This is a genomic window from Parafrankia irregularis (assembly GCF_001536285.1).
GTDB classification, from domain to species: Bacteria; Actinomycetota; Actinomycetes; order Frankiales; family Frankiaceae; genus Parafrankia; species Parafrankia irregularis.
Window position 1 is genome coordinate 129,397 of sequence record NZ_FAOZ01000012.1, and the last position, 26,778, is coordinate 156,174.

General features: G+C 71.6%; 21 protein-coding genes. 9 read left to right on the forward strand and 12 right to left on the reverse strand.

Annotated elements, in window-relative coordinates; genetic code table 11:
- Positions 1–144: 144 nt before the first annotated feature.
- The 3 genes from AWX74_RS19775 to AWX74_RS19785 form a co-directional block, all read right to left on the reverse strand.
- Positions 145–1,116, reverse strand: a complete 972-nt coding sequence (locus tag AWX74_RS19775) for a hypothetical protein (protein WP_091278890.1) — start codon at positions 1,114–1,116, stop codon at positions 145–147.
- Between the two features lie 53 nt (positions 1,117–1,169).
- The gene (locus AWX74_RS19780) at positions 1,170–1,667 is read right to left on the reverse strand and encodes a hypothetical protein (RefSeq protein WP_091278893.1); all 498 of its coding nucleotides are present in this window, start codon (positions 1,665–1,667) and stop codon (positions 1,170–1,172) included.
- Between the two features lie 185 nt (positions 1,668–1,852).
- Positions 1,853–2,896: a helix-turn-helix domain-containing protein gene (locus AWX74_RS19785; RefSeq protein ID WP_226930941.1), complete on the reverse strand. Its 1,044-nt coding sequence runs from the start codon at positions 2,894–2,896 to the stop codon at positions 1,853–1,855.
- Positions 2,897–3,004: 108 nt separating this feature from the next.
- Between AWX74_RS19785 and AWX74_RS19790 the strand changes: the two genes are divergently transcribed.
- The 4 genes from AWX74_RS19790 (at position 3,005) to AWX74_RS19805 (ending at position 8,472) form a co-directional block, all read left to right on the forward strand.
- Positions 3,005–5,896 (forward strand): helix-turn-helix transcriptional regulator, encoded by a 2,892-nt coding sequence (locus AWX74_RS19790; protein WP_242666323.1) that lies wholly within the window; start codon positions 3,005–3,007, stop codon positions 5,894–5,896.
- A gap of 121 nt (positions 5,897–6,017) precedes the next feature.
- A complete protein-coding gene (locus tag AWX74_RS19795) occupies positions 6,018–6,857 on the forward strand; it encodes an alpha/beta fold hydrolase (protein WP_091278896.1) in 840 nt (279 codons plus the stop codon).
- A complete protein-coding gene (locus AWX74_RS19800) occupies positions 6,854–7,654 on the forward strand; it encodes an alpha/beta hydrolase (RefSeq protein WP_091278899.1) in 801 nt (266 codons plus the stop codon). Before AWX74_RS19795 ends, AWX74_RS19800 begins: the two co-directional genes overlap by 4 nt.
- Entirely contained in the window at positions 7,651–8,472 is an 822-nt protein-coding gene (locus tag AWX74_RS19805) for an MBL fold metallo-hydrolase (protein WP_091278902.1), read from the forward strand. The genes AWX74_RS19800 and AWX74_RS19805 overlap by 4 nt, the downstream gene beginning before the upstream one ends.
- 62 nt (positions 8,473–8,534) lie before the next feature.
- Here the strand turns inward: AWX74_RS19805 and AWX74_RS19810 are convergent, their stop codons facing one another.
- Positions 8,535–9,746 (reverse strand): helix-turn-helix domain-containing protein, encoded by a 1,212-nt coding sequence (locus AWX74_RS19810; protein ID WP_091278905.1) that lies wholly within the window; start codon positions 9,744–9,746, stop codon positions 8,535–8,537.
- 215 nt (positions 9,747–9,961) lie between these two features.
- Between AWX74_RS19810 and AWX74_RS19815 the strand changes: the two genes are divergently transcribed.
- Positions 9,962–10,702 carry a hypothetical protein gene (locus AWX74_RS19815; protein ID WP_226930942.1) on the forward strand — a complete coding sequence of 247 codons (741 nt, stop codon included), beginning with the start codon at positions 9,962–9,964 and terminating at the stop codon, positions 10,700–10,702.
- Here the strand turns inward: AWX74_RS19815 and AWX74_RS19820 are convergent.
- Positions 10,694–11,299: a GNAT family N-acetyltransferase gene (locus tag AWX74_RS19820; protein ID WP_091279056.1), complete on the reverse strand. Its 606-nt coding sequence runs from the start codon at positions 11,297–11,299 to the stop codon at positions 10,694–10,696. The genes AWX74_RS19815 and AWX74_RS19820 overlap by 9 nt on opposite strands.
- 88 nt (positions 11,300–11,387) lie before the next feature.
- Complete coding sequence (locus tag AWX74_RS19825; protein ID WP_091278908.1) at positions 11,388–11,837, reverse strand: hypothetical protein; 450 nt, start codon at positions 11,835–11,837, stop codon at positions 11,388–11,390.
- 352 nt (positions 11,838–12,189) lie between these two features.
- On the opposite strand from AWX74_RS19825, the gene AWX74_RS19830 reads away from it, so the two are divergent.
- The 3 genes from AWX74_RS19830 to AWX74_RS19840 all read left to right on the forward strand — a co-directional run bounded on the left by AWX74_RS19830 (position 12,190) and on the right by AWX74_RS19840 (position 17,230).
- Entirely contained in the window at positions 12,190–13,611 is a 1,422-nt protein-coding gene (locus tag AWX74_RS19830; RefSeq protein WP_091278911.1) for an MFS transporter, read from the forward strand.
- 223 nt (positions 13,612–13,834) lie between these two features.
- A complete protein-coding gene (locus AWX74_RS19835; protein WP_091278914.1) occupies positions 13,835–15,424 on the forward strand; it encodes an LCP family protein in 1,590 nt (529 codons plus the stop codon).
- Positions 15,425–16,015: 591 nt separating this feature from the next.
- Complete coding sequence (locus AWX74_RS19840) at positions 16,016–17,230, forward strand: GDSL-type esterase/lipase family protein (RefSeq protein WP_091278917.1); 1,215 nt, start codon at positions 16,016–16,018, stop codon at positions 17,228–17,230.
- Positions 17,231–17,242: 12 nt separating this feature from the next.
- On the opposite strand, the gene AWX74_RS19845 is transcribed toward AWX74_RS19840, so the two are convergent.
- The gene (locus AWX74_RS19845) at positions 17,243–17,782 is read right to left on the reverse strand and encodes a pyridoxamine 5'-phosphate oxidase family protein (protein WP_091278919.1); all 540 of its coding nucleotides are present in this window, start codon (positions 17,780–17,782) and stop codon (positions 17,243–17,245) included.
- Positions 17,783–17,971: 189 nt separating this feature from the next.
- Between AWX74_RS19845 and AWX74_RS19850 the strand changes: the two genes are divergently transcribed.
- The gene (locus tag AWX74_RS19850) at positions 17,972–19,039 is read left to right on the forward strand and encodes a ketoacyl-ACP synthase III family protein (RefSeq protein WP_091278923.1); all 1,068 of its coding nucleotides are present in this window, start codon (positions 17,972–17,974) and stop codon (positions 19,037–19,039) included.
- 62 nt (positions 19,040–19,101) lie between these two features.
- On the opposite strand, the gene hypE is transcribed toward AWX74_RS19850, so the two are convergent.
- From hypE to AWX74_RS19875, 5 genes are all read right to left on the reverse strand, one after another.
- Positions 19,102–20,229, reverse strand: a complete 1,128-nt coding sequence (hypE, locus tag AWX74_RS19855) for a hydrogenase expression/formation protein HypE (protein ID WP_278184643.1) — start codon at positions 20,227–20,229, stop codon at positions 19,102–19,104.
- The gene (gene hypD / locus AWX74_RS19860) at positions 20,222–21,322 is read right to left on the reverse strand and encodes a hydrogenase formation protein HypD (RefSeq protein ID WP_091278927.1); all 1,101 of its coding nucleotides are present in this window, start codon (positions 21,320–21,322) and stop codon (positions 20,222–20,224) included. The genes hypE and hypD overlap by 8 nt, the downstream gene beginning before the upstream one ends.
- Positions 21,319–24,111: a carbamoyltransferase HypF gene (locus tag AWX74_RS19865; protein ID WP_091278930.1), complete on the reverse strand. Its 2,793-nt coding sequence runs from the start codon at positions 24,109–24,111 to the stop codon at positions 21,319–21,321. Before AWX74_RS19865 ends, hypD begins: the two co-directional genes overlap by 4 nt.
- Positions 24,108–25,484: a hypothetical protein gene (locus AWX74_RS19870; RefSeq protein WP_091278935.1), complete on the reverse strand. Its 1,377-nt coding sequence runs from the start codon at positions 25,482–25,484 to the stop codon at positions 24,108–24,110. The genes AWX74_RS19865 and AWX74_RS19870 overlap by 4 nt, the downstream gene beginning before the upstream one ends.
- A 322-nt stretch (positions 25,485–25,806) precedes the next feature.
- Positions 25,807–26,637 carry a class II glutamine amidotransferase gene (locus tag AWX74_RS19875; RefSeq protein ID WP_091278938.1) on the reverse strand — a complete coding sequence of 277 codons (831 nt, stop codon included), beginning with the start codon at positions 26,635–26,637 and terminating at the stop codon, positions 25,807–25,809.
- Between the last annotated feature and the right edge of the window lie 141 nt (positions 26,638–26,778).

A 26,778-nucleotide genomic window follows, 5' to 3' on the forward strand; every position in this document is an offset into this window, starting at 1 on the left:
CTAGGTCGTTCGGACGACCAGAATCCTTCTTTCTTGCGGGACGCCAGGTGAACCCGCACCCCTTTTGCCCCTCTTGAGAGGAAATACGGATGCCGCGCGGCGGTTCCGGATCCGCCGAGGCCTCGCCGTCGGCAGCCCAGCGGCTCATCGCTGGTAGGTACGCAGCTGCGCGCGGAGCTCGTCGTACCAGGCGTACGGCCCACGCTGGCTTTCCCGCGGTGGTGTGCCCAGGGCGTCGACCAGGTCCGTCACCCCGTAGGTGATGCGGTACGCCGCCAACGACGCGGCTGTGTCCAGCCAGCCGCCGCCTTTCAGCCCGGATGGCGGGCCATAGCCGAGGGCGATGGTCAGCCATTTCGGCAGCAGGGCCGACTCGCTGACCGCTGCGGCGACCCGCCGCCGGAGCAGCTGACACAGCCGGGCACGGGCCTCATCCCCGCCAGTGATCGCGGAGCCGTGCACGGCCTGCTGGTCGTCGTCGGCGGCGATGAGAGCGGAGGCCGCCGCCGCCTCCTGCCTGACCTGCTCGAGTTGTCGCGCAAGAGTGTCCGTGTCAAGAACGGCCTGACGGAAGGCGTCCGCCGCCTCGCCGTGTGGAGCGCCGCCCAGCGGCACGTCGGCGAGGACGGCGCTGTGCCTGACCGCTTCGGACCGGCGCCGAACGTACTGGTCGCCGAGACTTCGATGGCGCTCGACGACCTGGACGTGGTGGGCCCGGTCGGATTCGTCCAACACCGCTGCCCGCGCCTCGTCGCCCCGTCGGATTATCCCGATGAGGTTCCTGGTGAAATGGTCCGAGTCATCGAGATCGGCCACGGGGGCCCCGTCCGTCGACCGCACGGCCTGCTCGATGAAGTCCACTCGGAGCTTCAGGTCCTCCGTATCATTCCGTGCCACGACCAGCGCCGCCGAAATCTTCTCGAATTCTTCCCGGAGGCCGACCAGGCCGGCCGTCACCTCCTCCAGGCGGCCATCGTCCAGCAGCTCAACCCGCCGTTTGACGTCATCATACTTCTTCGTCGCCTTACGAAGATCGACTCTGAGAGTGCGAACCTCCCTTTCCAGATCGTCGAAATCCGACTGGCTGGGGTGGGGCGGGTCCTGCTCGGTTGCCATGGCGCTCCCTTTCATGGAGCCAGCAGCGGGGCCGGCGCTCTCACGGCGTCGACTCAGCCGGACAGCAGGACACCGAGGACCGCCAGGACGACGATGACCGCACACCAGCCGGGGAGAGCTCCGAAGGCGACCAGAACCGCCGCCGCGGCGGTGGCGGCGAGGGCCACGGCTCGCAGAAGGCGACGGTCCTGTCCAATACGTGGCCGACGCGACTCGGCACCGAGGTCCACAAGGGCCAGCAGCCCGGAGACGCCCATCAGGAGCCACCATCGGCTGACCCAGCCAGCCGCGGCCGAGACGAGAACGAGCGCCGCCACACCAGCGGTCACCGCACTGACCATCCGGATCGTTCTGACGGCCGCCAGCCGCCGCCGTTCCTCGGCTGCCTTTTCCGCCCGATCCTTGCTGTCCAGCAATTCGACGGTGGTCCGCAGGAGACCGTTCACCGCGTCCTGGTACTCCGCACCTTGCCGGGGTTTCTCTCCCAGTGCGCGGTGCTGCGCGCGCAGACGCTGCTGGATCTCCTCGGCCTCGCTCAGGTCGACGTCCACAGGGGCTCCGTTTCCAACGTTCGTTCCACCGCAGGCCACCGCAGGAGAAGGAGAGCAGGAAGAGACAAGCAGGGCAACATAGTAGGGCCGTGGTGGCGAAGGATCGGCTGCTACGCGATTTCCCGCCGCCCGTTTCCGGAACGGGCCTCAAGCCCACCGAACAGCGGAGTCGAATCCCAGGGACCTCACGGTCGGGGCGCTGTCTGTTCCCCGGAGCGGTGCTGCTCACCGGAGCGGTGCTGCTCACCGGAGCGGTGCTGCTCACCGGAGCGGTGCTGCTCCGCGGACTGCCGCTGCCACTCGCGCGGGGTGACGCCGTACAGGCGGCGGAAGCGGCGGGTGAAATGGGTGGGGTCACTGAAGCCCCAGCGGCTGGCGACCATCGCGATGGTGCGGTGCCGGTGCTCCGGGCGGCGTAGTTCCTCGCGGGCGCCCCGCAGCCGCTCACCGATGATCCACTGTTCGAGGCTGACGTCGGCCTGGGCGCAGATCTTGTACAGGTGGCGGACGGAGATGTTGTGGGCGGCCGCGATCACGGCCGGCCGCAGGTCGGGGTCGACGAGATGCCGGCGGCAGTAGGCCCGGATCTGGGTGAGCAGTGTTTCGTCGAGCACGTCACGGGCGCGCGGCTCGGCGTGCGCGGCGGACGCCAGCAGGGCGCGGGCCAGCTCGATGCTTCCCCGTCCGAGCAGGTGCGCGGCCGGGTCGACGCTGAGGCTGGGCGCCTCCCGGACCAGGTGGGCGACATGGTCGGTCATCAGGCCGTACAGCGGGCTGTCGCGCAGGTTGACCGCCGCGCGACGGATCACGTCGATCGGGAGCCCGACCTGCTGGAACGGGATCTGGATGCAGCCAGCCGCGCCGTCACCGGACCAGGAGAAGTCGTACGGCGACGACAGGTCGGCCATCATCAGCGCGCCGGGCGGCACGGTCTGCTGGTGCCCGAGCTGCTCATGGCGGCCGTCGGCGCGCAGCTGGACGGACAGCGCGACCACCGGCGCGGCGTCCTGCCTGGCCTGCTTCGCCGTGCGGAGCAGGCGCAGCCCCGAGGAGCGGGCGACGAACACGTTCGCCGCCCCGAGATCCCAGACCTCGAGGCGGGTGCGCACGTCACCGCCCGGGTTCTCGTGGATCACGTGCGACGGGACGGACGCCTCCATCATCGCCGCGTGGACGGCGTCGATCCGCTCCCCCGGCGGCAGGTCCGCCGTGTCCAGCACGAATCCCATCCGCTCCGCCCCTGTGTGCACGGTGAGCCGACAACGGTGCACGCACAGCCCTGCTGTCGGCGCACCACCCCCCTAACGTTCCTTCCGGAGTCTTATCAGGAGGTAGCGGTGCTGCGTGGGCGGGTTGAGGAACGTGCACGCCTGGAGGGGCTGGTCGCGTCCGTGCGTGACGGGCTCAGCGGCGTTCTCCTGCTCCAGGGGGACGCCGGCATCGGCAAGACCGCCCTGCTGGAGCACACCGCCGAGGCCGCCGCGGGCGCGGGCGTGCGGGTCGTCCGGGTCGCCGGCGTGGAGTCCGAGTCCGGTTTCGCCTTCGCCGCGCTGCACCGGCTGCTGCTCCCGTTCCTCGGAGCGCCACGCGGCCTGCCGCCGGCACAGGAGCAGGCGGTGCGGGTGGCGTGCGGGCTGGCCGAAGGTCCGGCGCCCGACCGCTTCCTGGTCGGGCTCGCGACGCTGACGCTGCTCGCGGAGGTCGCCACCACCACGCCTGTGCTGTGCTGCGTGGACGACGCCCAGTGGATCGACGCCGAGTCGCTCGGCGTGCTCGCGTTCGTCGGGCGCCGGCTGCACGCCGACGGCATAGGACTGCTGCTCGCGGTGCGGGGGCGCTGTGACGGGCTCGCCGGAATTCCGGTCCAGCCCGTCATCGGCCTGGACGAGCGACACGCGCTGGAGCTGCTCCGTTCGACCGTGCCGGGGAAGCTGGACGCCCGGGTCGGGGCCCGCATCGTGGCCGCGACCGGCGGCAACCCGCTGGCCCTCACCGACCTGGGGCAGGAGCTGACCAGCGCCCAGCTGGCCGGTGGGGTGTCGCTGCCGGAGCCGCTGCCCGTCGGGAGCCGGCTGGAGGAGCACTACCTGCGACAGGTGGCGGTGCTGCCGGAGCCCACGGGGACGTGGTTGTTGCTGGCGGCGGCGGAGCCGGCCGGCGACCTCGACTATCTCCGCGACGCGGCCGCGCGGCTCGGGGTCGGGCCGGACGCGACCGGCCCCGCCGAGGCGGCGCGGCTGGTGGCGGTGCGGGCAGCCGTCGAGTTCCGCCATCCGCTGGTGCGGTCCGCGGTGTACGGCGGTGCCACCAGCGTCGCGCGGCGCCGTGCGCATGCCGCGCTGGCCGAGGCGACGTCCCGCCCCGCCGACGCCGACCGGCGGGCCTGGCACCTGGCAGCCGCCTGCGCCGGTACCGACGCCGATGTCGCCGCCGAGCTGGAGCGGGTGGCCGACCATGCCGGCGCGCGCGGCGGGTACGCGGCCCGGGCCACCTACCTCGCCCGGGCCGCCGAACTCACACCCGAGACGTCGGGCCGCGCCGAGCGGCGACTGGCGGCCGCCGAGGCCGCGTTCCTCGCCGGCGCCCCGCTGCAGGCGCAGGCGCTGCTGGACTCCGTCGAGGAGTCGGCGACGGACGACATCGGCCGCGGGAGGGCGCTGGTGGTCCGTGCCGGAGCGCTGCTCACGCTGGGGGCCGAGGGGGCGTTCGCCCGGGCGCCGGCGCTGGCGCTGCGGGCGGCATCGGCGTTCGGCCCGGACTCGCCGGAACGGGCCCGGGACGCACTGCTGAAGGCCGTGGAATACACGAACGGCGCGGAGGGCCTGCTGCTCGACATCACCCACGCCGACATCGCGCGCGTGATCCGGGAGATCCTGGGCATCGCCGGCGACGGCGACGGCGACCGCGACGCAACGCCGGGCAGCACCGGCGCCGGTGGCGCGAGGCTGGCGACGGGGCCCGACCTGCTCCTGCGTGCCTTCGACGTGCTCGCCCTCGACGGGTACGTGGCCGCCGTCCCCCACCTGCGACGCGCCTGCGAGGTGCTGGTCGGCCCGTCCACCTCCGACGAGGACTACCTGCGCAGCTACCTGTCGGCGGTCTGGATGAGCATGATGATCTGGGACGAGCCGTTGCACACCGCGGTGATCCGCCGGGCCGTCGAGGTCTCCCGGCGTGCCGGCGCGCTGTGGCAGCTGGACACCGCCCTGTACTGCGCGGTGATGCATGAGACCAATCTCGGCGACTTCGCGGCCGCTGACACGCTGATGGCCGAGGGCAACCAGGTCCGCGCGGCGATGGGCGCCACGGATGAGGTGTGGGCGATCTACCGCCACCCGGAGCTGCTGGCGTGGCGGGCCGACGGGGACGATCTGACCAAGGTCCTGGACGATTCGATGCGCGCCGCGACCTGGCTCGGCAACGGTGCCGTCGAGTCGATCGCCCGGATCGGGCGGGTGATCCTCGCGCTCGGTGGCGGCGACTATGCATGGGCCCGCACCGAGGCACATCATCTGATCGCCTCCGATACTCGCGGTGTGCACTCGCGGGTCCTGCCGAACCTGGTCGAGGCCGCGGTGCGCAGCGGCGACCGGGTGCTCGCGACCGCGACGCTGCGCACGCTGTCCGAGCGTGCGACGGCGGCCGGAGGCTCGTGGGCCCTCGGCCTGCTGGCACGCTGCCAGGCCGTGCTGGCCCCCGACGACCGCGCCGAGCCGCTCTACCGGCAGGCGATCACCCTGCTCTCCGCCAGCCGCGCCCGCACGGACCTCGCCCGTGCTCACCTCCTCTACGGCGAGTGGCTGCGCCGCCGCAGGCGTCGCCGGGATGCCCGCGACCAGCTGCGTGCGGCGTTGGTGATGTTCGAGGAGATCGGCGCGGCCGGATTCGCCGCCCGGGCCGCGCAGGAGCTCGCCGCGACCGGCGAGACCTGCCGCCCCCGGAACGCGGAAACGGTCACCGGCCTGACCGTTCAGGAACTCGCCGTCTCCCGGCTGGCCGCCGCCGGTGCGACGAACACCGAGATCGCGGCCCAGTTGTTCATCAGCGCGAACACCGTGGACTACCACCTGCGCAAGGTCTTCCGGAAGCTCGGTGTGACGTCCCGCCGCCAGCTCGGGCCCGTGCTCGCCGCCGAGCTGGGCCGGCACCCCGACGACACCGACAACCCCGACGGCGCCGACGACGCCGACGACGCCGACGACACGGCCGACGCGCCGGGTCGGGCCTGAACCACACGCGCGGGACGGCCCGGCTGTCGTGACTACGTGTTTCGCGGGATTCGGCGCCCGTGCGCCCGGCCCCACGATGGTGGGGACCGGAGTTCGGCACTCTCCCCCTGGGAGCGCTTCCATGCCGTTCGTCAGTACCACTGATGGCACGCAGATCTACTACAAGGACTGGGGCGAAGGCCGGCCCGTCGTGCTCAGCCACGGCTGGCCGCTCAACTCCGACAGTTGGGAGGCGCAGCAGCTCCACCTCGCCGAGCACGGCTACCGGGCCATCGCGCACGACCGCCGCGGGCACGGCCGTTCCACCCAGACCTGGGGCGGCAACGAGATGAACACCTACGCCGACGACCTGGCCGCCCTGATCGAGGCCCTCGACCTGCGGGACGTCACGCTGGTCGGGTTCTCCACCGGCGGCGGGGAGGTCGCCCGGTACATCGGCCGCCACGGCACGGCCAGGGTCGCCCAGGCGGTGCTGGTCTCCGCCGTGCCGCCGCTGATGCTGCGCACCGACGACAACCCGGGCGGCCTGCCGGTGGATGTCTTCGACGCGATCCGCGCCGGTTCGCTCGCCGACCGGTCGCAGCTGTACCGGGACCTCGCCGACGGCCCGTTCTTCGGCCTCAACCGGCCCGGGGCGAGCGTCTCCCAGGGCGTGCGCGACGCGTTCTGGCGCCAGGGCCTGCAGTCCGGGCACCGCAACGCCTACGAGTCGATCGCGGCCTTCTCCGCCACCGACTTCCGTCCCGATCTCGACGCGTTCGACATCCCGACCCTCGTCATCCACGGCGACGACGACCAGGTCGTGCCGTTCGAGGTCGGTGGCCAGGCCTCCGCCACGCGGATCCGAGACGCGGCGCTCGTCGTGTACCCGGGCGCGCCGCACGGCATCACCGACACCCACAAGCAGCAGCTCTGCGACGACCTGCTCGCCTTCCTCGACAAACACAAGGAGTCTCGATGACCGCACCGGACACGATCGTCCTCGTCCACGGCTTCTGGGTGACGCCCCGCAGCTGGGAGAACTGGATCAGCTACTACGAGGCGAAGGGCTTCCGGGTGATCGCCCCCGGCTACCCGGGCTTCGAGGTCGAGGTGGAGGCGCTGCGGGCCGACCCGCAGATCATCGTGGATGTCACCGTTCCCGCGATCATCGAGAAGATCGGTGGGATCATCGAAGGCCTCGACCGCAAGCCGATCATCATGGGCCACTCGGCCGGCGGAGCGTTCACCCAGATCCTGCTCGACCGCGGCTACGGCGCGGTCGGTGTCGCGCTGAACTCGGCGCCCACCGAGGGTGTCAAGGTCGTGCCGTTGTCCCAGGTGAAGTCCACGTTCCCGGTGCTGAAGAGCCCGGCCAACCGGCACAAGGCCGTCGGTCTCTCACTTGAGCAGTGGACGTACGCGTTCACGAACACGTTCACGGCCGAGGAGGCCGAGGCCCTCTACGAGCGCTACCACATCCCCGCCAACGGCGGGATCCTGTGGGGCAGCGTCCTGGCGAACTTCCAGCCCGGCCACCAGGACACCTGGGTGAACTACCACAACGACGACCGCGCACCGCTGCTGTTCATCTCCGGCAGCGAGGACCACATCATGCCGCCGGCCATCCAGCAGTCGAACGCCAGGCACTACAAGTCGAACACCATCACCGAGGTCAAGGAGTACGAGGGGTACGCGCACCTGCTGCCCGCGCAGAAGGGCTGGGAGGAGATCGCCGACTACGCCCTCGACTGGGCGTTGCGGCACGCACAGTCATGAGCACCGCCCCGGTCCCCGGCACCGCCCCCAGCTCCGTCCGCGTCACCCACATCGGCGGGCCGACCACGCTGCTGGAGTTCGCGGGCTGGCGGCTGCTGACCGATCCGACGTTCGACCCGGCCGGGCGCAGGTACGCGTTCGGCTGGGGCACCTCGTCGCGCAAGCTCGCCGGCCCGGCCATCCCGGCCGGCGAAATCGGGCCCATCGACGCGGTGCTGCTCACCCACGACCACCACGGCGACAACCTGGACGAGGCCGGCCGCGCACTGCTGCCCTCCGCGGGCACGGTCATCACCACGGTGCCCGGGGCGGCCCGGCTCGGTGCCGGCGCCCGGGGGCTGAGCCCCTGGCAGTCGACCACGCTGGAAGCTCCGGGGCGACCGTCCATCGAGGTCACCGCCACCCCGTGCCGGCACGGGCCGCCGCTGAGCCACCCGATCGTCGGGGACGTCGTCGGCTTCGCCCTGCGCTGGGACGGGCAGCGGCACGGCGTGCTGTGGATCTCCGGGGACACCGTGCTCTACGGCGGTGTCCGCCACGTCGCCGAGCGGCTGACCGTCGGGCTCACCCTGCTGCACCTGGGCGGTGTGCGCTTCCCGGTCACCGGCCCGCTGCGGTACACGATGACCGCTCGCGACGCGGTCGACCTGCTCGGCACCGTGCGGCCGCACACCGCCGTCCCGGTGCACTACGAGGGGTGGCAGCACTTCCAGCAGCCCCGGGCCACCATCGAACGCGAGTTCGCGGACGCCCCGCCCGACGTCCGCGACCGCATCCGCTGGCTGCCCCTGGGAACACCCACCGACCTGGAGACCTGACCTCGCGGCCGTTTCCGCATGGGCGCACCGTAAGGAGGCCGGCCCGCGGCGGGGTCGTGTTCTCAGGTGACGCCCATGCGGTAGGCGAGTCCGCGCAGGTCGCGGCCGCCGGCCGCGCTGCGGGCCCGCTGCAGCATGACGGCGACGGTCTCCCGGACGAGCGGGCTGGTTCTGATCTGCTCGGGTGCGAGTTTCTCGGCTTCGCGGAACATGGCGAGGGCCTCATGGTCCTTTCCACGGGTCTGCGCGAGGCCGCGGCCGAGATCGGCGTAGAAATGCGCGCGGCGGCGGCGCGACGGAAGAACCGTCGGGTCGACTCCCTGCGCCAGTTCCGCGGCCTTGCCGCCGTCGCCTCGTTCGACGGCGATGCTCACCTGCCAGACGGCGACATTCGTCGGCCCGAAATGCAGGCGGAAGGTGCTGGTCTCCCCGGTGCGCCGGGCGATGTTCGCGGCCTCGGCGATATGGGCGTCGATATCGCGGGGGTCGCTGCCGGGGGCGGCGGCCAAGGCCGCGGTCAGGTGAAGAATGCCGTAGACGGGCATGACGTCCGGGTGGTCGAGACTGGCGGCGGCGGTGTCCGCCGCGTGCTGCGCCACCCGGCGCGCACGGTCACGGGCCCCGGCGGTGAGCAGGCCGTTCGCGCGGGAGAACTCACCGAGCGCGGCCCATTCCGGGCTTTCCAGCAGCTGCGTCCCCTGCACGCAACGTTCCGCGGCGATCCACGCGAGGTCGACATAGCCGAGGTCCTTGGCCAGGACGAACGCGGCACGGTAGACCTCGACGAGGGTGGCGATGGCCGCCCGGGAGCCCGGCCCATGCGGGTCGGCGGCGTGGCTGTGGAGCCCTTCGATCAGCTCCGGCAGGCGCGGGGCGTAGCTGGCGTGCTCCGATGCCTGCCAGGCGACACCGACCTCGGCGGCGATCCGCTGGAGTTCGGCGACGGGTCGGGCGGGCCGCTCCGGCCGCTCGTGAAAGGCCGTGCCCAGGATAGCGATGCGAAGGGCGGGAATCGCCGCCAGGGACTGCGCCTGGGCCGGGTTCGTCGGCGCGTACGGCTGGCCGGTCAGGTCCGTGATCGACACCTGAAGGGCGGCGGCCACCGTTTCGAGGTGTGATCGGCGGTCCATGCGGCGCTGGCCGTTCTCCACCATCGACAGGAAGCCCTTGGACAGGCCGGTGAGCCCCGAGAGGGTCTCCAGGCTCATTCCGCGGTAGCGCCGGCAGGACCGTATCCGTATGCCGATTGTCGGCAGTTCCGATCCGTCGTTCATGACAGCGTCTCCCGGTCTCACGGAGCGCGGGCGGGTGCCGCCAGCCTATCCCGCCCGATGAGACACCCCGCATTCACGGCGGTGAACGCCACGCGACCCGTCCAGCCAAATCGGTTCGCAGGTGTGAACGTTTGGTTACGCGCGAAACATAGCCTGTCCCACGGCATGACTCCGCTCGCGATCGCCAGCGGCGCTGACGGATTCGGGAGGTGGCTATGAGGAATGGGGACAGCACGGACATCGACGCTGACGACGAGTGGATGTGGAATAACGACGACTGGTTCACGCCCTGGCCCTGGCTACCCGGAGAATTCAGGTGGCTGGATTACCCGTGGGCCGCGAGTTCCGTCGCCGGATTACCGGACGCCGCGCTGCGGGGCATGGCCGCGTCCGGGGTCGGGGATGATCAAGACTCGGTGGGCGGATCGACGGCGGAGACGACACCGTCGACGGCTACGGCGGCCACCCGCTGGGAGTTCGATTCCGGTGGGCTACGGGCCCTGTGGCCGGAGCCGTCCGACAGCCTGATCGTCGGCCTGCTGCCGGCGTCGATCCAGTCGGGCGGGGAGGCACAGGAGATGCTGCTGTGCGACCTGATCCGGGTCGACGCGGATGTGATGGTCGGGGCGAGCATCGGCGTGGCACAACTGGCCACCGTGGGCCTGGTGGTGCTGCACCGCCGCTTCACATCCCTGATGCAGACGCGGGTGGCGTGGGCGGTGGGTGTCCGGCTGCGGCAGGCACGGCTCGCGGCCGGCACGCTGCCCCGGGTCGTGATGGCGGGATCACTTCCCAGCGACGACATGATCCCGGACGGAGTGACGTTCTCGGCGCATCGGGTACACCTGCGCGACCATGGGGTCATCTCACCGGTGCAGGTGTGGGAGGCGAACTTTCCCCCGCTGGTCACCGACGGGGAGAACACTGTCCGCCAGGCGCCGCGGGGCCTAACCTGACTCGTCTGTCCAGGGTGCCTGCGCGCGTTCGAGGAACGTAGGTTCGGCGGCGGCGTCGTCGTCCAACGCCAGCAGCATCGGCAGGTAGACCTTTCCTGCCTCGTCCGGGACGGCCTCCTCGACCGTGCCGACGGGGCGGAAGCCGTGGCGCAGGTACACGCCGACGGCGGCCGGGTTCGTCGGCACCACCCACAGGCGCACACCGACCGCGCCGACCTCCCGCGCCCACCCCAGCGCGGCGCCGAGCAGCAGGTCGGCCGCCCCGGTGCCGCGCACCGCCGGCGCCACCCACATCGCGGCGAGCTCGCGGAACTCCGGTGCGTGCGAGGGACGGTGCACGTCGACCATGCCGACGAGCTGTCCCGGGGCGGGCCCGGCCAGGCCCGGGGCGCGTTCAGGCAGGCCCGGGGCGCGTTCGAGAAGGAAGGTGGCGTGGGCGTCGCCGGTGGCGTTGCGGGCCGCGCGGGCCTGCCAGTCGGCGAAGGGCCGGGCGCCTTCACCGGCCAGGGTCTGCCAGAACGAGCCGGGTGCGTCGGCGAGCGCGGCGAGGCGTATCTCGCGCAGCCGCTCGGCGTCGGCAGCCTCGATGCGGCGCACGTTCACCCTGACAATGCTATTCAGGCACAGCGGCGCGCCTCCGTCAGACCAGCTCGGACCAGAGCGGACCAGGGCCGGTGACGCCCGCTCAGGGCAGCCGGGTGACCGCGATCTCCCCCAGGGCGCGCGCCGTTCCCGACTTCGCTCCGGCACCGACGGTCACATAGACGTACACCCCGCCCTTGACCGCGTAGAAATCCTGGATGTTCCCGCCACTGGTGTAGGTGAATGCCTTGTACCCGCGCCCGGAAACATCCTCTGCCGGCTGAAGGTTCGGGTGATCGCGCATCCTCCGGTATTTCTGGTCGGCATTGTCTCGCGTAGCCCAGACCTGCACCCAGCCCTTGGCCGAACCATACGGGCAGCCGATGACCTCCGGGGCGCCCTCGCTGGGGAAGGGCTGGCCTTCGGTGAACTCCACGCCGACCGCGCGAGTGACTTCCTCCGGTGTCAGCAGCTCACAGGTCGCCAGCGGCGCCGGTACGACATCACACGCCACCGCGCCCGCCAGGAAAGCAACAGCAAGCCCGGCGGCCACAACCGGTTTAGACAGCACCTGTCATTCGACCATGATTCTCCGCACACCCCGTTTGATCTGTCACGGAGGCGACAGAATCCACCGGCGCGGGTTCATCCGCCCCCCTGCCCCAGAGGGAATCCGAACGAATCAGGCCCTGCCGGCCGAAGGTGCGGCCGCTCTTCGCGGCCGGCGGTCCGGCCACTGCCACTGCCACTGCCACTGCCACTGACGCTCCTGTCGCAGCTCCCGGTACTGATCCCGGCACCGCCGTTGACGATCAGCAAGCGACATCGCTTGCCTATGGGCACAATCAGGGCGCAGGATTTCAAAGGCGGTGCCGCCCGCGCCCGCGCGGGGGGAGCAACCACTGATGCCGACCGCGGGCGATCCGGCGGCGCGCCGTCGGGTGCTGCTGACCTGCCTCACCGCGATGTTCGCGACCACCTTCACCGCGACGCTGCTCACCGTCTCCCTGCGCACCGTCGCGGAGGACCTCGACTCCAGCGTCGGGGTGATCTCCTGGTCGGTCACGGGAGCGTTGTTCGCCCTGGCGGTGGCGATGCCGATCCTCGGCCGGATCGGCGACATCCGCGGGCATCGCCGCACCTTCCTCACCGGCACGGCGTTCGCCGTCGTCTTCTCCGCCGCCACCGCGCTGGCGTGGGACGCGACGTCCCTGATCACGTTCCGGATCCTGGCGCAGCTCGCGGGGTCGGCGACGATTCCGGCGTCGTTCGCGATGCTGTTCAACGTCTTCCCGCCGCAGGAGCGGGTGCGGCCGTCCGCCTGGGCCTCCGGGGTGCTCTCCGGCGCGTCGGTCACCGGTCTCGCCGTCGGCGGCGTGATCATCGATTCGATCGGTTGGCGTGCGGTGTTCTTCCTGCAGGCCGGCATCGCGATCGTTCCGCTGGTCGCCGCCGTCCGGGTGCTGCCCCGGGATCACGGCGAGAGCCGGGCCGCGCTGGACAAGGCGGGTGCCGCGGTCCTCGCTCTGGCGGTGTTCACGCTCACCTTCGGGGTGAACCGCGCGGCGGCGTGGGGACCGAAGCCGATCGTCTGCGTGCTGCTGGCCGCGGCACCCGGCCTGTTCTGGCTGCTTGTCGTGGTCGAGCGACGCAGCGCCGAGCCGGTCGTCCCGCTGGAGCTGTTGGCGGCCCGGGACGTCCGTGCCGCCGGAGGGACGTCGTTCCTGCTCTGCTCCGCGCACCTGGGGAACTTCCTGGTGACGCCGCTGCTGCTGCAGGGCGTCTTCGGGCTGTCGGTGTCGCTCACCTCGGTCGTGACGATGTGCCGCACCCTGTCGATCGCGCTTGCCGCTCCGTCCGCGAGCTGGCTCGGGACGAAGTTCGGGCCCCGGCTGCTGGCCGCTCTCGCCAGCTGTGTCTACGTCGTCGCGCTACTCATCCTGGCCTTCGGCGCCCGCGCGGACCTGCTGTGGCTGGTCATCGTGGGGCTGATCGTGAGCGGTCTGGCCTTCGGGCACGCGCAGCCGCCACTGATCGTCATCGCCAGCAACGCCGTCGCGGACGGAAGCTTCGGGCTGGTCACCTCGCTACAGCAGACCGCGGGCCAAATCGGCGGTGTCGTCGGCACCAGCCTGCTCTCCGCCGTGGTCGCGGACACTCTGGAACCGGGCCCCTTCGCCGTCAGCTACCTGATCGCCGCCGCGTTCGCCGTGCTCGCCGCCGCCACCGTGCTCCTGAGCACGCGACGCTCCCCCGCCATCGCCGGCCTCACTCCGATGGGCACCGTGCCAGCCCTCGACCCGGATGTGACGCCGGCTCCACGCTAAGACTTCGCGCTGAGGCTCCGCGTTGAGGCTTCGCGCCGGGTTCCGCGCTGAGATCGGTGCCGAGATCGGGTGCTGAGGGCCGTCGGCTGGCAGGGCCGCCAGGCCACACAGTCTGGTTCCGGACCCCGCAGCTACCCTGCCGATCCGGCACATTACGCTGCCATCATCACTATTCAGGCGCATGCATTATCCGGGCACATGGTGCACTATCGGGGGGCACACCATGCCAGGCGGGACGCGACTTCCCTCGCACCTGGGCCTGCACGAGGGTGGCGGGCTCGGGCGGTCGCAGGGTGGGCGTGGGCTCGCCGGGCACCTCGGTCTGTCGGTGCTTGCCCTGTGCTCCGTGACCGTGCTGCTGTTCAGCGTGGGCGGCTGGTCCGTTGCCACCTATTCGGACCGCAACGTCACGCGCCTCGGGCTCGACCTGGGCGGTGACGACAAGTCCGCGAAGCATGACGTGGCCAACTACCTGCTCGTCGGCAACGACAGCCGCGCGGGCACCAACGGCGAATACGGCGACGAGCCCGGCCAGCATTCGGACACCACCATTCTGATGCATGTCGCCGCCGACGGCGCCACCACGATGCTCTCCTTTCCACGTGACACCCTCGTCACCATCCCCGCTTACACCGACAACGCTGGCAAGAAACACCGGGAACACAAGGGCAAGTTCAACTCGGCGCTGCACGACGGTGGCCCCCAGCTGCTGGTGAACATGATCCAGAACCTCACCGGCATGCAGGTCGACCACTATGTGGCGGTCGACCTGGCCGGTTTCAAGAAGATCACCGACGCGATCGGCGGGGTCGACGTCTGCGTGCTGCCCTCGGATTTCGTGGACCATTTCAAGGACGACAACGGCCGCTCGCGGGTGAGCACCAACACCAAGGACTCGATGAGCGGCTGGGTTGGCGGTCCGGGCACGGTGCATGTCAACGGCGATCAGGCACTCGCGTTCGTCCGCCAACGGCACGGTTTTCGTGCCGGCGACATCGCCCGGATCCAGCGCCAACAGCAGTTCCTCGGCGCCGTGTTCCACAAGGCCATGAGCGGTGACGTCCTCACCAACCCGCTCAAGTCGTCCGCCCTGCTGCGGGCGGCGACCGGGGCGGTGACCCTCGACGATGACACCAGTCTCGACGAGCTCCTGGACCTGGCGCTGTCCATGAAGGGCATGACGGGCGGGATGAACGTGACAACGTTGCCCACGCGCTCCCCCGGTCTCACCGACGGCGGAAACCCCGAGGACGGGACGCTGCCTCCGTATGGGTCGGTCCAGCTCTACGACCCGGTCGACCTCGCGAAGATCGTCGTACCGTTGGGCGGGCACGTCGAGGACGTCGACCTCGACGACACGGCCGCTCCCGGTGCGGCCGGCACGCCCGACCCGGGAGCGACACCCGGGCCCGTGACGGTCCCGGCGGACCAGGTCACCGTCTCGGTCTACAACGGTTCGACCACATCCGGCCTCGCGGCGAAGGCGACGACCGCGCTCACGGGCCAGGGCTTCCACGCGACCAATGCGGGAAACACCGACTCGAAGAAGTACACGGCACCCCGCGTGCTGTACGGCCCCGGCCAGCAGGAGGCCGCGTGGACCGTGCAGGCGGCCGTACCCGGCTCGATCAGCCGCGCCGACCCGACCATCACCGGGATCCACCTGATCCTGGGCTCCGAGTACACCGGCGTGGTCACCCCCACCGTGACAGGCACGACCACCGGCACGGCGCCAGCCACCGCGGCCGCACCCGCACCCGCACCTGAAAGCCCCGCCGCGCAGGGCCAGGCCCCGCCGACCTGCACGCTGTAATCGCGGCCGACGGCCGGAGCATCGGCCCGCGCATGGGCCGGTCGCCCGAAGCACCGACAGATCGATGTGACAACTGCCACAGGAACCTGTCACGCACGACGAGGAACCGAAAGCAGCGCAATCACACGCCGTTAGATTCCTCATCGGCCCGGGCCGCGCGGGGCATTCAACAAAAGAGCGGCAAGCCGTCGTCAGGGCCTTGCCACGGGACCATGCGAGGCTCGGCCCGGTAGAAACGGACGCTACGCTCAGTACTTTCTTCCGCGACCCGATGAGCATGCGTCGCGAACGCCGGGAACAAATACCTTGTCCCGAGAGGACAACACCGGCTTGCGCATCCGCATCGTTCGCGGCTATCTTCCCGGAAGATCTTGTCCAGCCGGAGATGGCGACCTTCGGCCAGTCCTCCGAATGATTACCCGGGGAAACCCGGGCTCGTCGCCTGCGCGGGTAATGACGGTTCCCAAGCCTGCGACCTCGGTTCACCGGATTCCTCGGAATCCTCCACCGGTCCAGCCTGCCCGCATCCGGGCACCGACCAGGAATATCGACGCCATCTTGCCGAATCATTCGAGGAAGAAGAGGCGGTCCATGTGGGCCGTGGTCGCGCTGGCACTGGCCCTGACCGCACTCGTCGCGACCGCCGCCTGCGCGGGGGCCGTCGCGGCCCTGGTCTGGCCAGCCGAAGCCGCTGGGGCCAGACCGGAACCAACCCGCCGCACCGACCTGGCCGGGCAGGACGGGAAGAACAGGCAGGACGGGAAGAACAGGCAGGACGGACACCTGCGGGTGATGGTCACCGGTGACTCGATCAGCCAGGGCCGGGAGGGCGACTTCACCTGGCGCTATCGCCTGTGGGAGCACCTTCGCTCCGGCGGTGTGAACGCACGGTTCGTCGGCCCCTGGACAGGCACCTATGTCATCCCGCCCGCCCAGCCGGACGAGTATCCGAAGGTCGACGCACCGATCTCCCATGACGGGGCCTACCGGGCGGGCATCGACTTTCCCACGGAGAACAACGCCGAGTGGGGCTGGACCGCGCTGGAGGCCAAACAAACCATCGCCGGCGACGTCGCCCGGTACCAGCCGGACATCCTGCTCGTCGAGCTCGGTTACAACGATCTGGCGTATGCGCTCAACACGCCCGCCGGCCTCGTCGCGGATCTGCACACTCTCCTCACAAGAGCGCGCGCGGCCAGGCCGTCGATCAAGGTGGTGCTGGCGGACGTCATCCATCCCACGCCGCTGCCGGGCATGTCACCCGACCTCAACGCCAGGATCTCCGAGTACAACGAGTTGCTGGCCCGGGAGCTCCCGAGCTGGGGCACGGCCTCGTCCCCGGTGGCGCTCGCCGGCCTGGGAGCGACCTACCAGGCGGCGACCGACACGTATGACGGCGTCCATCCGGGCGGCGTGGGCGAGTTCCGGGTGGCCAGGGCGTTCGCCGACGCGCTGGCCACCGCGTTCGGCTTCCCGCCCTACCTCACACCGATACCGCAGACCGTCCCGGAGACCATGCCGTCGGCCCCGCAGTCGATCACCGCGGTCAAGGAGGGCGGCATCGTGACGGTGCGCTGGTCGCATTCGTTCGGCGCCGGCGGCTACGTCCTGTACTCACGGGATGCCACCCTCGGCCGTGAGTTCACCCCATCCGACCTGCCGCTGCCCGCCGACAGCTGGAAGTTCGTCCTGCCGGATCCGGCGCACACGTTCGAGTACTACGTGCGTGCCGTGCACGGCCCCCACCTGAGCCCCGCGTCCCCGACCGCGAGCACGGCACGCGTCGAGGCGCTGCCGATGCGCTGACACCCGGCGGGCTCAGAAACGCCACCGGGTGGCGCCGCCGGGATCGACAGTCCGCACGGCCGTCGCCGCGGTCAGATCGATCCGGTAGACGAACCAGGGCGGCGGACCGGCGGATGGCGCGCTGAACTCGGCGGTCAGGGCCCGGCCGGACTCGTCCACCGACACCGGCCAGCCCTCCCCCGCCCAGCGGGCAGCCAGTGCCGCGACGACCGACGGATCGGTGACCTGGCTGGCCCGCCCCTCGACCACGAGATCGAACTCGGCCGTGGCCAGGCTCAGCGCGCAGCGCGGATCGCGGGCGATGTTGCGCGCCTTGCGAGTGCGCTCGCCGGTCTCGAACCAGAGGCCGCCTTCCACATACAGGGCCCCGATGCCGGTGACATGTGGCGAGCCGTCCGCATTGAGCGTCGTCAGCCAGCAGGTGTGCCGGCCGGGCCCACCGGAGCCCGGGGCCTGGGTGAGCCCGCCCTCGAGGCGCCCCTGGATGAACGCCCAGTCCACCGGCGGCAGGTCGTAGAGGTCGGCGAGGTTGGTCGCGTCCGTTGCGTGCATGTGGGATTGGACCACGCGAACTCCCGGAACTCATCGCGGGTGCCAACGCCACGCCCGGCAGGCCCTCGACGGCATAACTGGAGCCTCGCACCACAGATCCGCATATTCTTTGTAGGCAGCCGTCGAGCTCCCTCGAGCACGTCGGGTATGTCTCCGGGCCCCTTGACTCGTGGGAGGGAGCACGTCCGGGTGAGGACAGATGCTGTCGTCATCAGTGCCGCCGCCGCCTGGCTCCCGCCTCGAAGCGAGGCTCCAGCCGAATCCGACGACTCCGCGGACGACCCCGGCTACACATCGCTGACCGTGTCGGACGGCCCCTCCGCTCCGGAGATGGCGGTGCTGGCGGCGAGCACGGCGCTGGAACGGGCCGGCTGGGACGGAGCGGAGCTGGACCTCGTCCTGCACGCCTGGAGCTACTACCAGGGGCACGACTTCTGGTCGCCAGCCCACTACATCGCCGACCAGCTCGGCGCCCAGGCCGCGCAGCCGATCGGCATCCAGCAGATGTGCAACGGCGGCGCGGCCGCGTTGCAGACCGCCGCGACGCACCTGCTCGCCGATCCGTCCACGGCCCGGGTGCTGGTCACCACCGCGGACCGCTTCTGCCCGCCCGGGTTCGACCGGTGGAACAGTGACTTCGGCGTCGCCTACGGGGACGGCGCGAGTGCCGTCCTGGTCAGCCGCGCCGACCTCGCGGGCTCCACCGGCGGCTCCGCTGCCGGCTCCATCGCCGGTGCGGTACTCGGCGGCGGCGGAGCCCAGCTTCACCTGACCTCGATGAGCTCCGTCTCCGCGCCGAGCCTGGAAGGCATGCACCGGGGCAACGACACCTTCTCCCCGGCGGCCCGCGCGAACGCTCCGACCGTCGACACGCGCCGGACGAAGCGGGCCTATCTGCGCCGCCACGGCAGCTCCGGGTACCGGGCCGCCGAGCGGGAACGGGTGGAGACGCTGCTGCGGCTGGCCCTGGCCGAGGCCGAGCTCCCCCGCGGAACGCGCCCGCGCTGTGTGGTCCTGCCGCGCGTGCACCGGGCCCCGCTGGAGTCCGTTTTCGTCCCGATCGTCGTGGATGTCACCGGCGCCGAACCGATCGACTTCGGCCGTGAGACGGGGCATCTGGGCGCCGGCGACCTCACCGCGGGGATCGCCGACCTGCTGGAGAGCAAGATCCTGGCCCCCGGCGAGACCGCGCTGGTACTCAGCACCGGAGCCGGGTTCACCTGGTCCTGCGCCGTCCTCACCGCCCCCGCCGCCTGACCCGTCCACCGCCCCGCCGGGTGGCGGCCACCGCCACGTGACGGCCACCCGGCGACCGCCGATCAGCAGATGCGGGGCAGCTGCTCGCCGAGCGGGCGGTCGACGATGCGGGTCGTCCCGAAGGCGGTGCGCCCGACGACCATCCCCGGATGCTCGGCGGTCACGGTGCCGATGATCGTCGCCTCGCTCCCGGCCGGATGAGTTCGCATCGCCGCCAGCACGGCGTCGGCGTCCTCGGGTGCGACGAATGCGACGATCTTGCCCTCGTTGGCGACGTGCAGCGGGTCGAGGCCGAGGAACGCGCAGGCCGCCTCCACCACCGGCGGGACCGGCACGGCTCCCTCGGTGAACTCGACGCCGGTGCCGGAGGCGGCGGCGATCTCGCACAGGCTGGTGGCGAGGCCTCCCCGGGTCGGGTCGCGCAGCGCGTGCACCCCGGCCGGCGCCACCGCCAGCATCGCCGCGACCAGCCCGTGCAGGGCGGCGGTGTCCGATCGGACGTCCCCGCCGAACTCCAGGTTCTCACGGACGCTCAGCACCGCCACACCGTGCTCGCCGACGGGCCCCGAGATGATCACCCGGTCACCGGGCCGGGCCCGCTCCGGCCGGATGTCGACACCCGGAGGCACAACACCGATGCCACTCGTGTTCACGTAGAGGCCGTCCGCCAGCCCCCGCTCGACGACCTTGGTGTCGCCGGTGACCAGCCGCACCCCGGCCCGGGCCGCGGCCTGCCCCATCGCCTGCGCCACCCGACCGAGAACTCCCAGCTCCAGGCCCTCCTCCAGGATGAAGCCGGCGGACAGCGCGATCGGGGCGGCGCCGCTGCAAGCGAGATCGTTGATGGTGCCGTGGACGGCCAGCTCGCCGATGCCGCCCCCCGGAAAGAACAACGGGCGGACCACATACGAGTCGGTCGAGAAGGCGAGCCGGATGCCGCCCACCTCCAGCACCGCCGCATCGGCCATCGGCTGGTCCGGTGACGCACCGAACGCGGGCAGGAACAGGTGCTCGATCAGCTCGCCGGACAGGATGCCCCCGCCACCGTGCCCCAGCATCACCGCGCTGTGATCCCGCAGCGGGCGCGGGCACACCCAGCGGGACGGATCCACCGCGCCGGCGTCAGCCGAGCCACCGCCAGTCAGGCCGGCGTCGGCCGCGCTGGTGTCAGCCGAGCCACCGTCAGCCATGGTCGGCACCGAGCCTGCGGAACTGGAAGTAGGCGGCGCACGCGCCCTCGGTGGACACCATCGTCGCTCCCAGCGGGGTACGCGGAGTGCACCGGCCGCCGAACGCCGGGCACTGCGGGGGTTTGATCATGCCGCGCAACACGTCACCGCTGTGGCACTCGGACGACTCCTCGGCGGTGAGGCCGGTGACGTCGAAACGGATCTCGGCGTCGAACTCGGCGTACTCGTCCGCGAGCCGCCAGCCCGAACCGGGGATGACCCCGATGCCACGCCAGGCCCGGTCGCACACGGTGAACGTCCGGTCGAGGGTGCGCTGGGCCACCACGTTGCCGTCGGCGCACACCGCCCGGGAGTAGGCGTTGGCCAGCTCGGCCCGCCCCGCCTCAAGCTGCTCGACGGCGGTGCGGACCCCGTCGAGCAGATCCAGCGGCTCGAAGCCGGTGACCACGATCGGCACCCGGTGCGACGTCACCAGCGGCTCGTACTGGGACGTCCCCATGACGGCGCACACGTGCCCGGCGGCGAGAAAGGCGCGTACCCGGTTCTCCGGCGCCGCGAGCACCGCGGCCATCGCCGGTGGCACCAGCACGTGGCTGACCAGCATCGAGAAGTTGCGCAGGCCGCGGGCCCGGGCCGCCACCACCGCCATGGCGTTGGCCGGGGCGGTCGTCTCGAAGCCGATGCCGAGGAACACGACCTCCCGGCGCGGGTTCTCCTCGGCGAGGCGGACCGCGTCCAGCGGTGAGTAGACCACCCGGACGTCACCGCCGCGCGCACGGACGCTGAACAGGTCCGTGTCACTGCCGGGCACCCGCAGCATGTCACCGAACGAGCAGAGGATCACCTCGGGCCGCGCGGCGATCGCCAGCGCCCGGTCGATCGTCTCCAGCGGGGTGACGCACACCGGGCAGCCCGGCCCGTGGACGAACTCGACCTGCTCGGCGAGCAGCTGGTCGAGGCCGTTACGGATGATCGAGTGGGTCTGGCCACCGCAGACCTCCATGATCGTCCACCGGCGGGTGGCGACCGTGGCGATCGCGTCCACGAGCCGGGCCGCGAGCACGGGATCACGGAACTCCCGCAGATACCTCATCGGCGTTCGCCCTCATCATCTCGATCGTGACGGTCGGATGGGCCGGCGAGGGCCGCGATCGCGGCCTGCCCGAGCGCGAGCCCGCCATCGCCGGGTGGAACGATTCGGTGGGTCAGCACCTCGAAGCCGGCCGCGACCAGCCGGGAGCGGCAGGCCCGCACCAGGACGACGTTCGCGAACACGCCGCCGGTCAGCCCGACCACGCCGACACCACGCAGGTCACGGGCCGCACGGGCCACCGTCACCACCGCCTCGGCGACAGCCAGGTGAAACGCCTGCGCCAGCACCGGCATCGCGACCCCGGCGCGTATCCCCTCGACCAGGCCGGAGATCAGCGGCGCGGGGTCGAGCACACCCCCGCCGGGCCTGCGGTCGAACCCGAACGTGAGCGCAGACGCCAGCCCCTCGACGTCAGCCAGCCCCTCGACGTCTGCCAGATCGGCCGCGGCTTCCAGCTCGGTGGCGGCCTGCGCCTCGAAGGTGCTGCGCTGCCGCACACCGAGCAGCGCGGCCACCGCGTCGAACAGCCGGCCCATGCTGCTGCACGGCACGCAGGACACGCCGCGGTCCAGGATCGTCCGCAGCACCGTCAACGCGGCCGGAGGCACGGCCCGCACCGGCGGAAGATCGTCGGACCAGGGCAGCCCGGCGGCCGCGAGATGCGCGAGGGCGCAGCGGTACGGCTCGCGGGCGGCCGCGTCGCCGCCCGGCAGCGGCACCGGGCGCAGGTACGCGAACCGTTCGACGCTGGTGAGATCGGCCCCGACCAGCAGCGCCTCACCACCCCAGATGGTCCCGTCGGACCCGAACCCGGTGCCGTCGAAAGCCATCCCGAGGACCGGTCCGGCAACCGGATCGCCGGCCCCGCCGGGAGCACCGGACCCGCCGGGAGCACCAGGCGTACCGGGACGTCCGAGCCGGCCGTGCTCGGCGAGCAGCGCGGCGACGTGCGCGTGATGGTGCCCGACATCGTGGCTTCGGCTGGCACCGGTGGGTCGCCGGATCGCCCAGGCCCGGGTGAGATAGCCGGGATGACGGTCGGCGGCGAACGTGGCCGGCGCGACGTCGTACAGCCGCGTCATCCGGGCGCAGGAATCCTCGAACGTGCGCAGCGCGTCGAGCCCGGCGATGTCCCCGAGGTGCTGCGAGACGATCGCGTGCCGTCCGGTGGTGAGACACACCGTGGCCTTTCCGTCGCCGCCCACCGCCAGCACGGAGCCGACGGGACGTCCGAGGTCGACCGCCTGCGGGGCGTAGCCACGGGAACGGCGCACCGGCAGCACCCGTTCGCCGTCGAAGCGCTCGACCGAGTCGTCGCACGGCGCGACGATCGGCCGGTCATGGGCCAGGAATGCGTCCGCGAGGCCACGCAGCCGGGCGCGGGCCTCGTCGTCCGCGATGCAGATCGGCTCGCCGGAGCGGTTGCCGCTGGTCATCACCAGTGCCTGGGGTGGGTCCGCGTCCACACCGGGCACCGGGGCGAACAGAAGATGATGCAGCGGCGTGTACGCCAGGAGCAGTCCTATGAGAGGGCTACCGGGTGCCACCAGCTCCGAGACGGGCGCGGTGGTCTTCCGCCGGGCGAGGACGATCGGCGCGGCGGGCGAGGCCAGCAGCTCCCGCTCGGCCGCGGACAGGTCGGCGAGCCTGGCAGCGCTCGCCAGGTCCGCCACCATGACCGCCAGCGGCTTGTCCGGACGTCCCTTACGTGCGCGCAGCAGCGCGACGGCGTCGCTGGCACCTGCGTCGCAGGCGAGGTGATAGCCGCCGACGCCCTTGACCGCCACGATCTCACCCGCCACCAGCGCTCGCTGCGCCGCCGCGAGCGCGACATCCGCGACGTCCGACAGCCTCCGCGCGGACGCGGCCTCGGGGCCGCAGGCTCGGTCGCCTTCGCCGTCGCGCTCGCCGTCACCGCCGCGCTCGCCGTCGCGCTCGCCGTCGCGGTCGCCGCCCCGCTCGCCGTCGCGGTCGCCGTCGGCCTGGCTTGTGCCCGGGTCGGTGGCTCGTTCGAACCACAGCGTCGGCCCGCAGGACGGGCAGCAGATGGGTTCGGCGTGGAAGCGCCGGTCCGCCGGGTCGCCGTACTCGCGCGCGCACTCTGGACACATCGGGAACCGGGCCATCGTGGTCGACGCGCGGTCATACGGCAGGCTCTCGATGATCGTGAAGCGGGGACCGCAGTTCGTGCAGGTGATGAACGGGTGCCGGTGGCGGCGGTCCGCGGGGTCGGCCAGCTCGCGCAGGCAGTCGTCACACACGGCCGTGTCCGGCGGGACCATGGTGCGCGGGCCGGGTGCCGGTGCGCTGGCGAGAATGCGGAAGCCCGCGGCCGCGACCGCCCCGGCAGCGCGCGCACCGCCCAGGTTCGCGCCGCCCGCGGCCGCACCGTTCGCGCCCGCACCGTTCGCGTCCGCATGGTTCGCGCCCGCGCCGTTCGCGTTCAGGGCCGCGTCCGTGTTCCCGGCGCGCGCGATCTCGGTGACGGTGATCCGCTGCACCCGCGCAAGCGGTGGGGGCGGGGCGATGAGCCGCCGCCGGAACTCGGCGACGGCGCGGGCCGCCCCCTCCACCTCGACGACGACCGCACCCGCGTCGTTGCGGACGAAGCCCGCCAGCCCCAGTCCAACCGCGAGCCGGTAGACATGGGGCCGGAACCCGACTCCCTGCACGACACCTTCGGCGGTCACCCGCCACCGAACCCGGCCCGCGCTGCCGCCGGGCTGCGCCGCCCCGCCGTCCGCGAACGTTGTCGTCGCGCCGTCGTCGGGCGAGGGGTGAGACGTCAAGATCCGGCTGTCGAGCTGATCAGCGCGCGGTGGCGGGCGATCTCGTCCAGCAGGTGGCGGACCGTGGCCGCGGACTCGTCGTCACCGCTGTTCTCAAAGATCGTGCGGGCCTCGTGGAGCAACGCCGTGGCCTGCGGGAACGCGCCCAGGCGAGCGAGCGCGTTGCCCTGGCTGGTGAGCACCCGGGCATAGGCGGGCGGGTCGGCGAGGCCCACCTTGTTGGCGATGACCTCCTGGTAGCGGCCGACCGCCTCGACGAGATTGTCCCGCCGGTGCGAGGACGGGGCATGCACCAGCGCGTTCGCCAGGTTGAGCTGGGTGCTGGCCCACTGCTGGGGATGGGTCTTGCGCGTGTACACGGTGAGGGCGGTCCGCAGGCCCTGCATCGCCACCCCGATGCGAAGCTGGTCGGAGGCCGAGTTCATCGGCATCGCCAGGTAGGCGGCAGCGAGGCTGACCTGGGCCGAGGCGAACAGCTCCGGCGCGGTGTCGATGGTGATCAGCCGCAGCGCGGCGAGGTAGTGCTCGGCGGCGGTACGCAGACCGGCCAGATCCTCGCCCGCCTGGTCCTCGCCGGTCTGGCCGGCGCCGGCCAGCTCATGGTGGACGGAGCCCAGCGTCAGGTGCAGCTCGGCCCGGACGGCGACCAGGTCAGTGGGCTCCAGTGTGTTGAGCGCGGCCGTCAGGTCGGCGATGACCTCGCTGGTGGGCCCCTCGACGTCGCGGCGCAGCCCGGCGGTGGTCGCCATCAGCTGGGCGGCGAGCCCGGGGGCCGCCTTGTGTGCCGCCGCGATCGCGCGGCCGAGCATCCGGGCCGCGTCACCGATCCGGCCGGCTGCTGTCGCGTGCGCGGCGTGCGCGGACCACACCAGCGCGGCGATCTCCTCGGACTCGCCGGTGAGAATCGGTGGCACGGACCGCTGGCCGCCGGCGAAGCGGACGACATCCACCAGGATGCCCAGCTCGTCACCGAGCGCCGTGCGCAGCGAGAGCGGGTCTTCCGCCGCGGTGGCCGCCTCCGTCTCCGCCCCTGCCGGCGCCGCGGAACCGGCAGGGCTCAGAACGAACCGGTTGTAGCGGGTGACCGGGTCGTCGCCGGTCAGCAGCGCGACGGCGCCGGCGAGGTCCCCCTGGTAGGCGAGCTCGATCGCCGCGAGCTGCGGCGGCCACGCCGTCGGCAGCATCCCAGCCGCCAGGGACCGCCGAACGGCGGCCGTCTCGTCCCCGCCGGGGATGAGCAGGAAGCCCGCGGGCAGCGGAAACACACCGACGGGCTGCGGACGCGCGCACCGCACGGCGGCACCGTAGCCGGCGGCCTGTGCAGCCTCGGTGGGCTCGCTGGGCTCGGTGTGGGCAGGGAGATCTGTGGCCATCTGTGTCACCCGTCGTGATGCAGTCGTGTGCCCCGTCCGGGTCACCGGCGGGAGAGGTCGCGTGGTCGCCGCGCGCGCGTCCCGCCCAGAAGCCACAGCTCGGATGACATCGGTCCCCTTCGTCAGGTGAGCGTTTCCGGGCCGGTCGGCGACGTCCCGCGTGGCACCGCGCCCTCGTGCTCGGCGGGCTCGCCGTGGACGCCTTCGGCAGCCAAACGCTATGTGCCGCCGGCCACTACGCCGATCGGCAGTGGACGGACACTGCCACCTAGGCGCCAACCGGTCCGCCGCGGACGCGATCCGACCCCACCGCGGAGCCGGCTCACGCCGGCAGCCGGGGGCGGAAGGGGCATTCGTGCGGTGTGCCGTTGACGACGAGTGCCGTCGACGGCGGTACCTCCTGCCACACCCCGGGTAGCTCGTCCAGGGGTTCCGACAGGATGGCGCGCGCGTTGTGCGGCACCCGGCTCAGGCGGCCGTCCTCGGGGTAGAGCATCCGGAGCGCGTCGACGTCCTCGTTCATGTAGAGGGTGTTGGCGACCGGCCCGCTCGCATACCTGACCGCGAACATCCTCTGGCCGTCGGTCAGCCCGACCGTCATCTGCAGCGGTTCGGCGATGCCCGCCGCAGCACCGACGCTCTCGACGAAACCGGCCATCCTCTCCAGCCCGCCCAGGGGATCACCCTCGAGCCCGAACGTGAGCGCGAGGTGGAACATCACCTCCGAGTCGGTCGAGCCCTTGATGTTGGCGAACAGGTCCGCCCGGACCGCCATCAGCAGCTCGCGCCGGAGAGAATCGAAGCCCTCGATATGGCCATTGTGCACGAACAGCCATCGCCGGTAGCGAAACGGATGGGAGTTCGTCTTCTGGGCAGGTGTTCCAGTGCTCGCTCGAACGTGCGCGAGAAACATTGGCGAGCAGATCTCGTCGGCGAGTTCCCGAAGATTCTCGTCCCCCCAGGCAGGCGAATCGCTACGGAATACGGCCGGACACTCGCGCCTCCCATACCAGCCGATACCCGTCCCGTCGCCGTTCGGTTCGTACAGGCCCGCTCCATGCCTGATGCTCTGGGCTATCAGCGAACGTTTCGGCTCATAGAGCAGGACACGTGGGGAGATCGGCGCACCGGAGTACCCCAGCCATCGGCACATATCACCCTCCTCAGGCCACCGAGACGAAGGTGCCCAGGTGCCACCTCGGCAACCACCGACCCAACACAGCCGGGCGAACGCCCAGCCAAGGGCCTGCTCGTCATTTTTCGGCTATCGGGCTGTTGAATCTTCGGGTTGGCG

Coding starts and splice junctions, on each gene's coding strand:
- hypE (WP_278184643.1), bottom strand. CDS start 20,229: ATGGCTGACGGTGGCTCGGCTGACACCAGCGCGGCCGACGCCGGCCTG.
- AWX74_RS19800 (WP_091278899.1), top strand. CDS start 6,854: ATGACCGCACCGGACACGATCGTCCTCGTCCACGGCTTCTGGGTGACG.
- AWX74_RS19785 (WP_226930941.1), bottom strand. CDS start 2,896: ATGGGATTCGTGCTGGACACGGCGGACCTGCCGCCGGGGGAGCGGATC.
- AWX74_RS19840 (WP_091278917.1), top strand. CDS start 16,016: ATGTGGGCCGTGGTCGCGCTGGCACTGGCCCTGACCGCACTCGTCGCG.
- AWX74_RS19830 (WP_091278911.1), top strand. CDS start 12,190: ATGCCGACCGCGGGCGATCCGGCGGCGCGCCGTCGGGTGCTGCTGACC.
- AWX74_RS19805 (WP_091278902.1), top strand. CDS start 7,651: ATGAGCACCGCCCCGGTCCCCGGCACCGCCCCCAGCTCCGTCCGCGTC.
- AWX74_RS19795 (WP_091278896.1), top strand. CDS start 6,018: ATGCCGTTCGTCAGTACCACTGATGGCACGCAGATCTACTACAAGGAC.
- AWX74_RS19810 (WP_091278905.1), bottom strand. CDS start 9,746: ATGAACGACGGATCGGAACTGCCGACAATCGGCATACGGATACGGTCC.
- AWX74_RS19815 (WP_226930942.1), top strand. CDS start 9,962: ATGAGGAATGGGGACAGCACGGACATCGACGCTGACGACGAGTGGATG.
- AWX74_RS19775 (WP_091278890.1), bottom strand. CDS start 1,116: ATGGCAACCGAGCAGGACCCGCCCCACCCCAGCCAGTCGGATTTCGAC.
- AWX74_RS19875 (WP_091278938.1), bottom strand. CDS start 26,637: ATGTGCCGATGGCTGGGGTACTCCGGTGCGCCGATCTCCCCACGTGTC.
- AWX74_RS19870 (WP_091278935.1), bottom strand. CDS start 25,484: ATGGCCACAGATCTCCCTGCCCACACCGAGCCCAGCGAGCCCACCGAG.
- AWX74_RS19835 (WP_091278914.1), top strand. CDS start 13,835: ATGCCAGGCGGGACGCGACTTCCCTCGCACCTGGGCCTGCACGAGGGT.
- hypD (WP_091278927.1), bottom strand. CDS start 21,322: ATGAGGTATCTGCGGGAGTTCCGTGATCCCGTGCTCGCGGCCCGGCTC.
- AWX74_RS19845 (WP_091278919.1), bottom strand. CDS start 17,782: ATGCACGCAACGGACGCGACCAACCTCGCCGACCTCTACGACCTGCCG.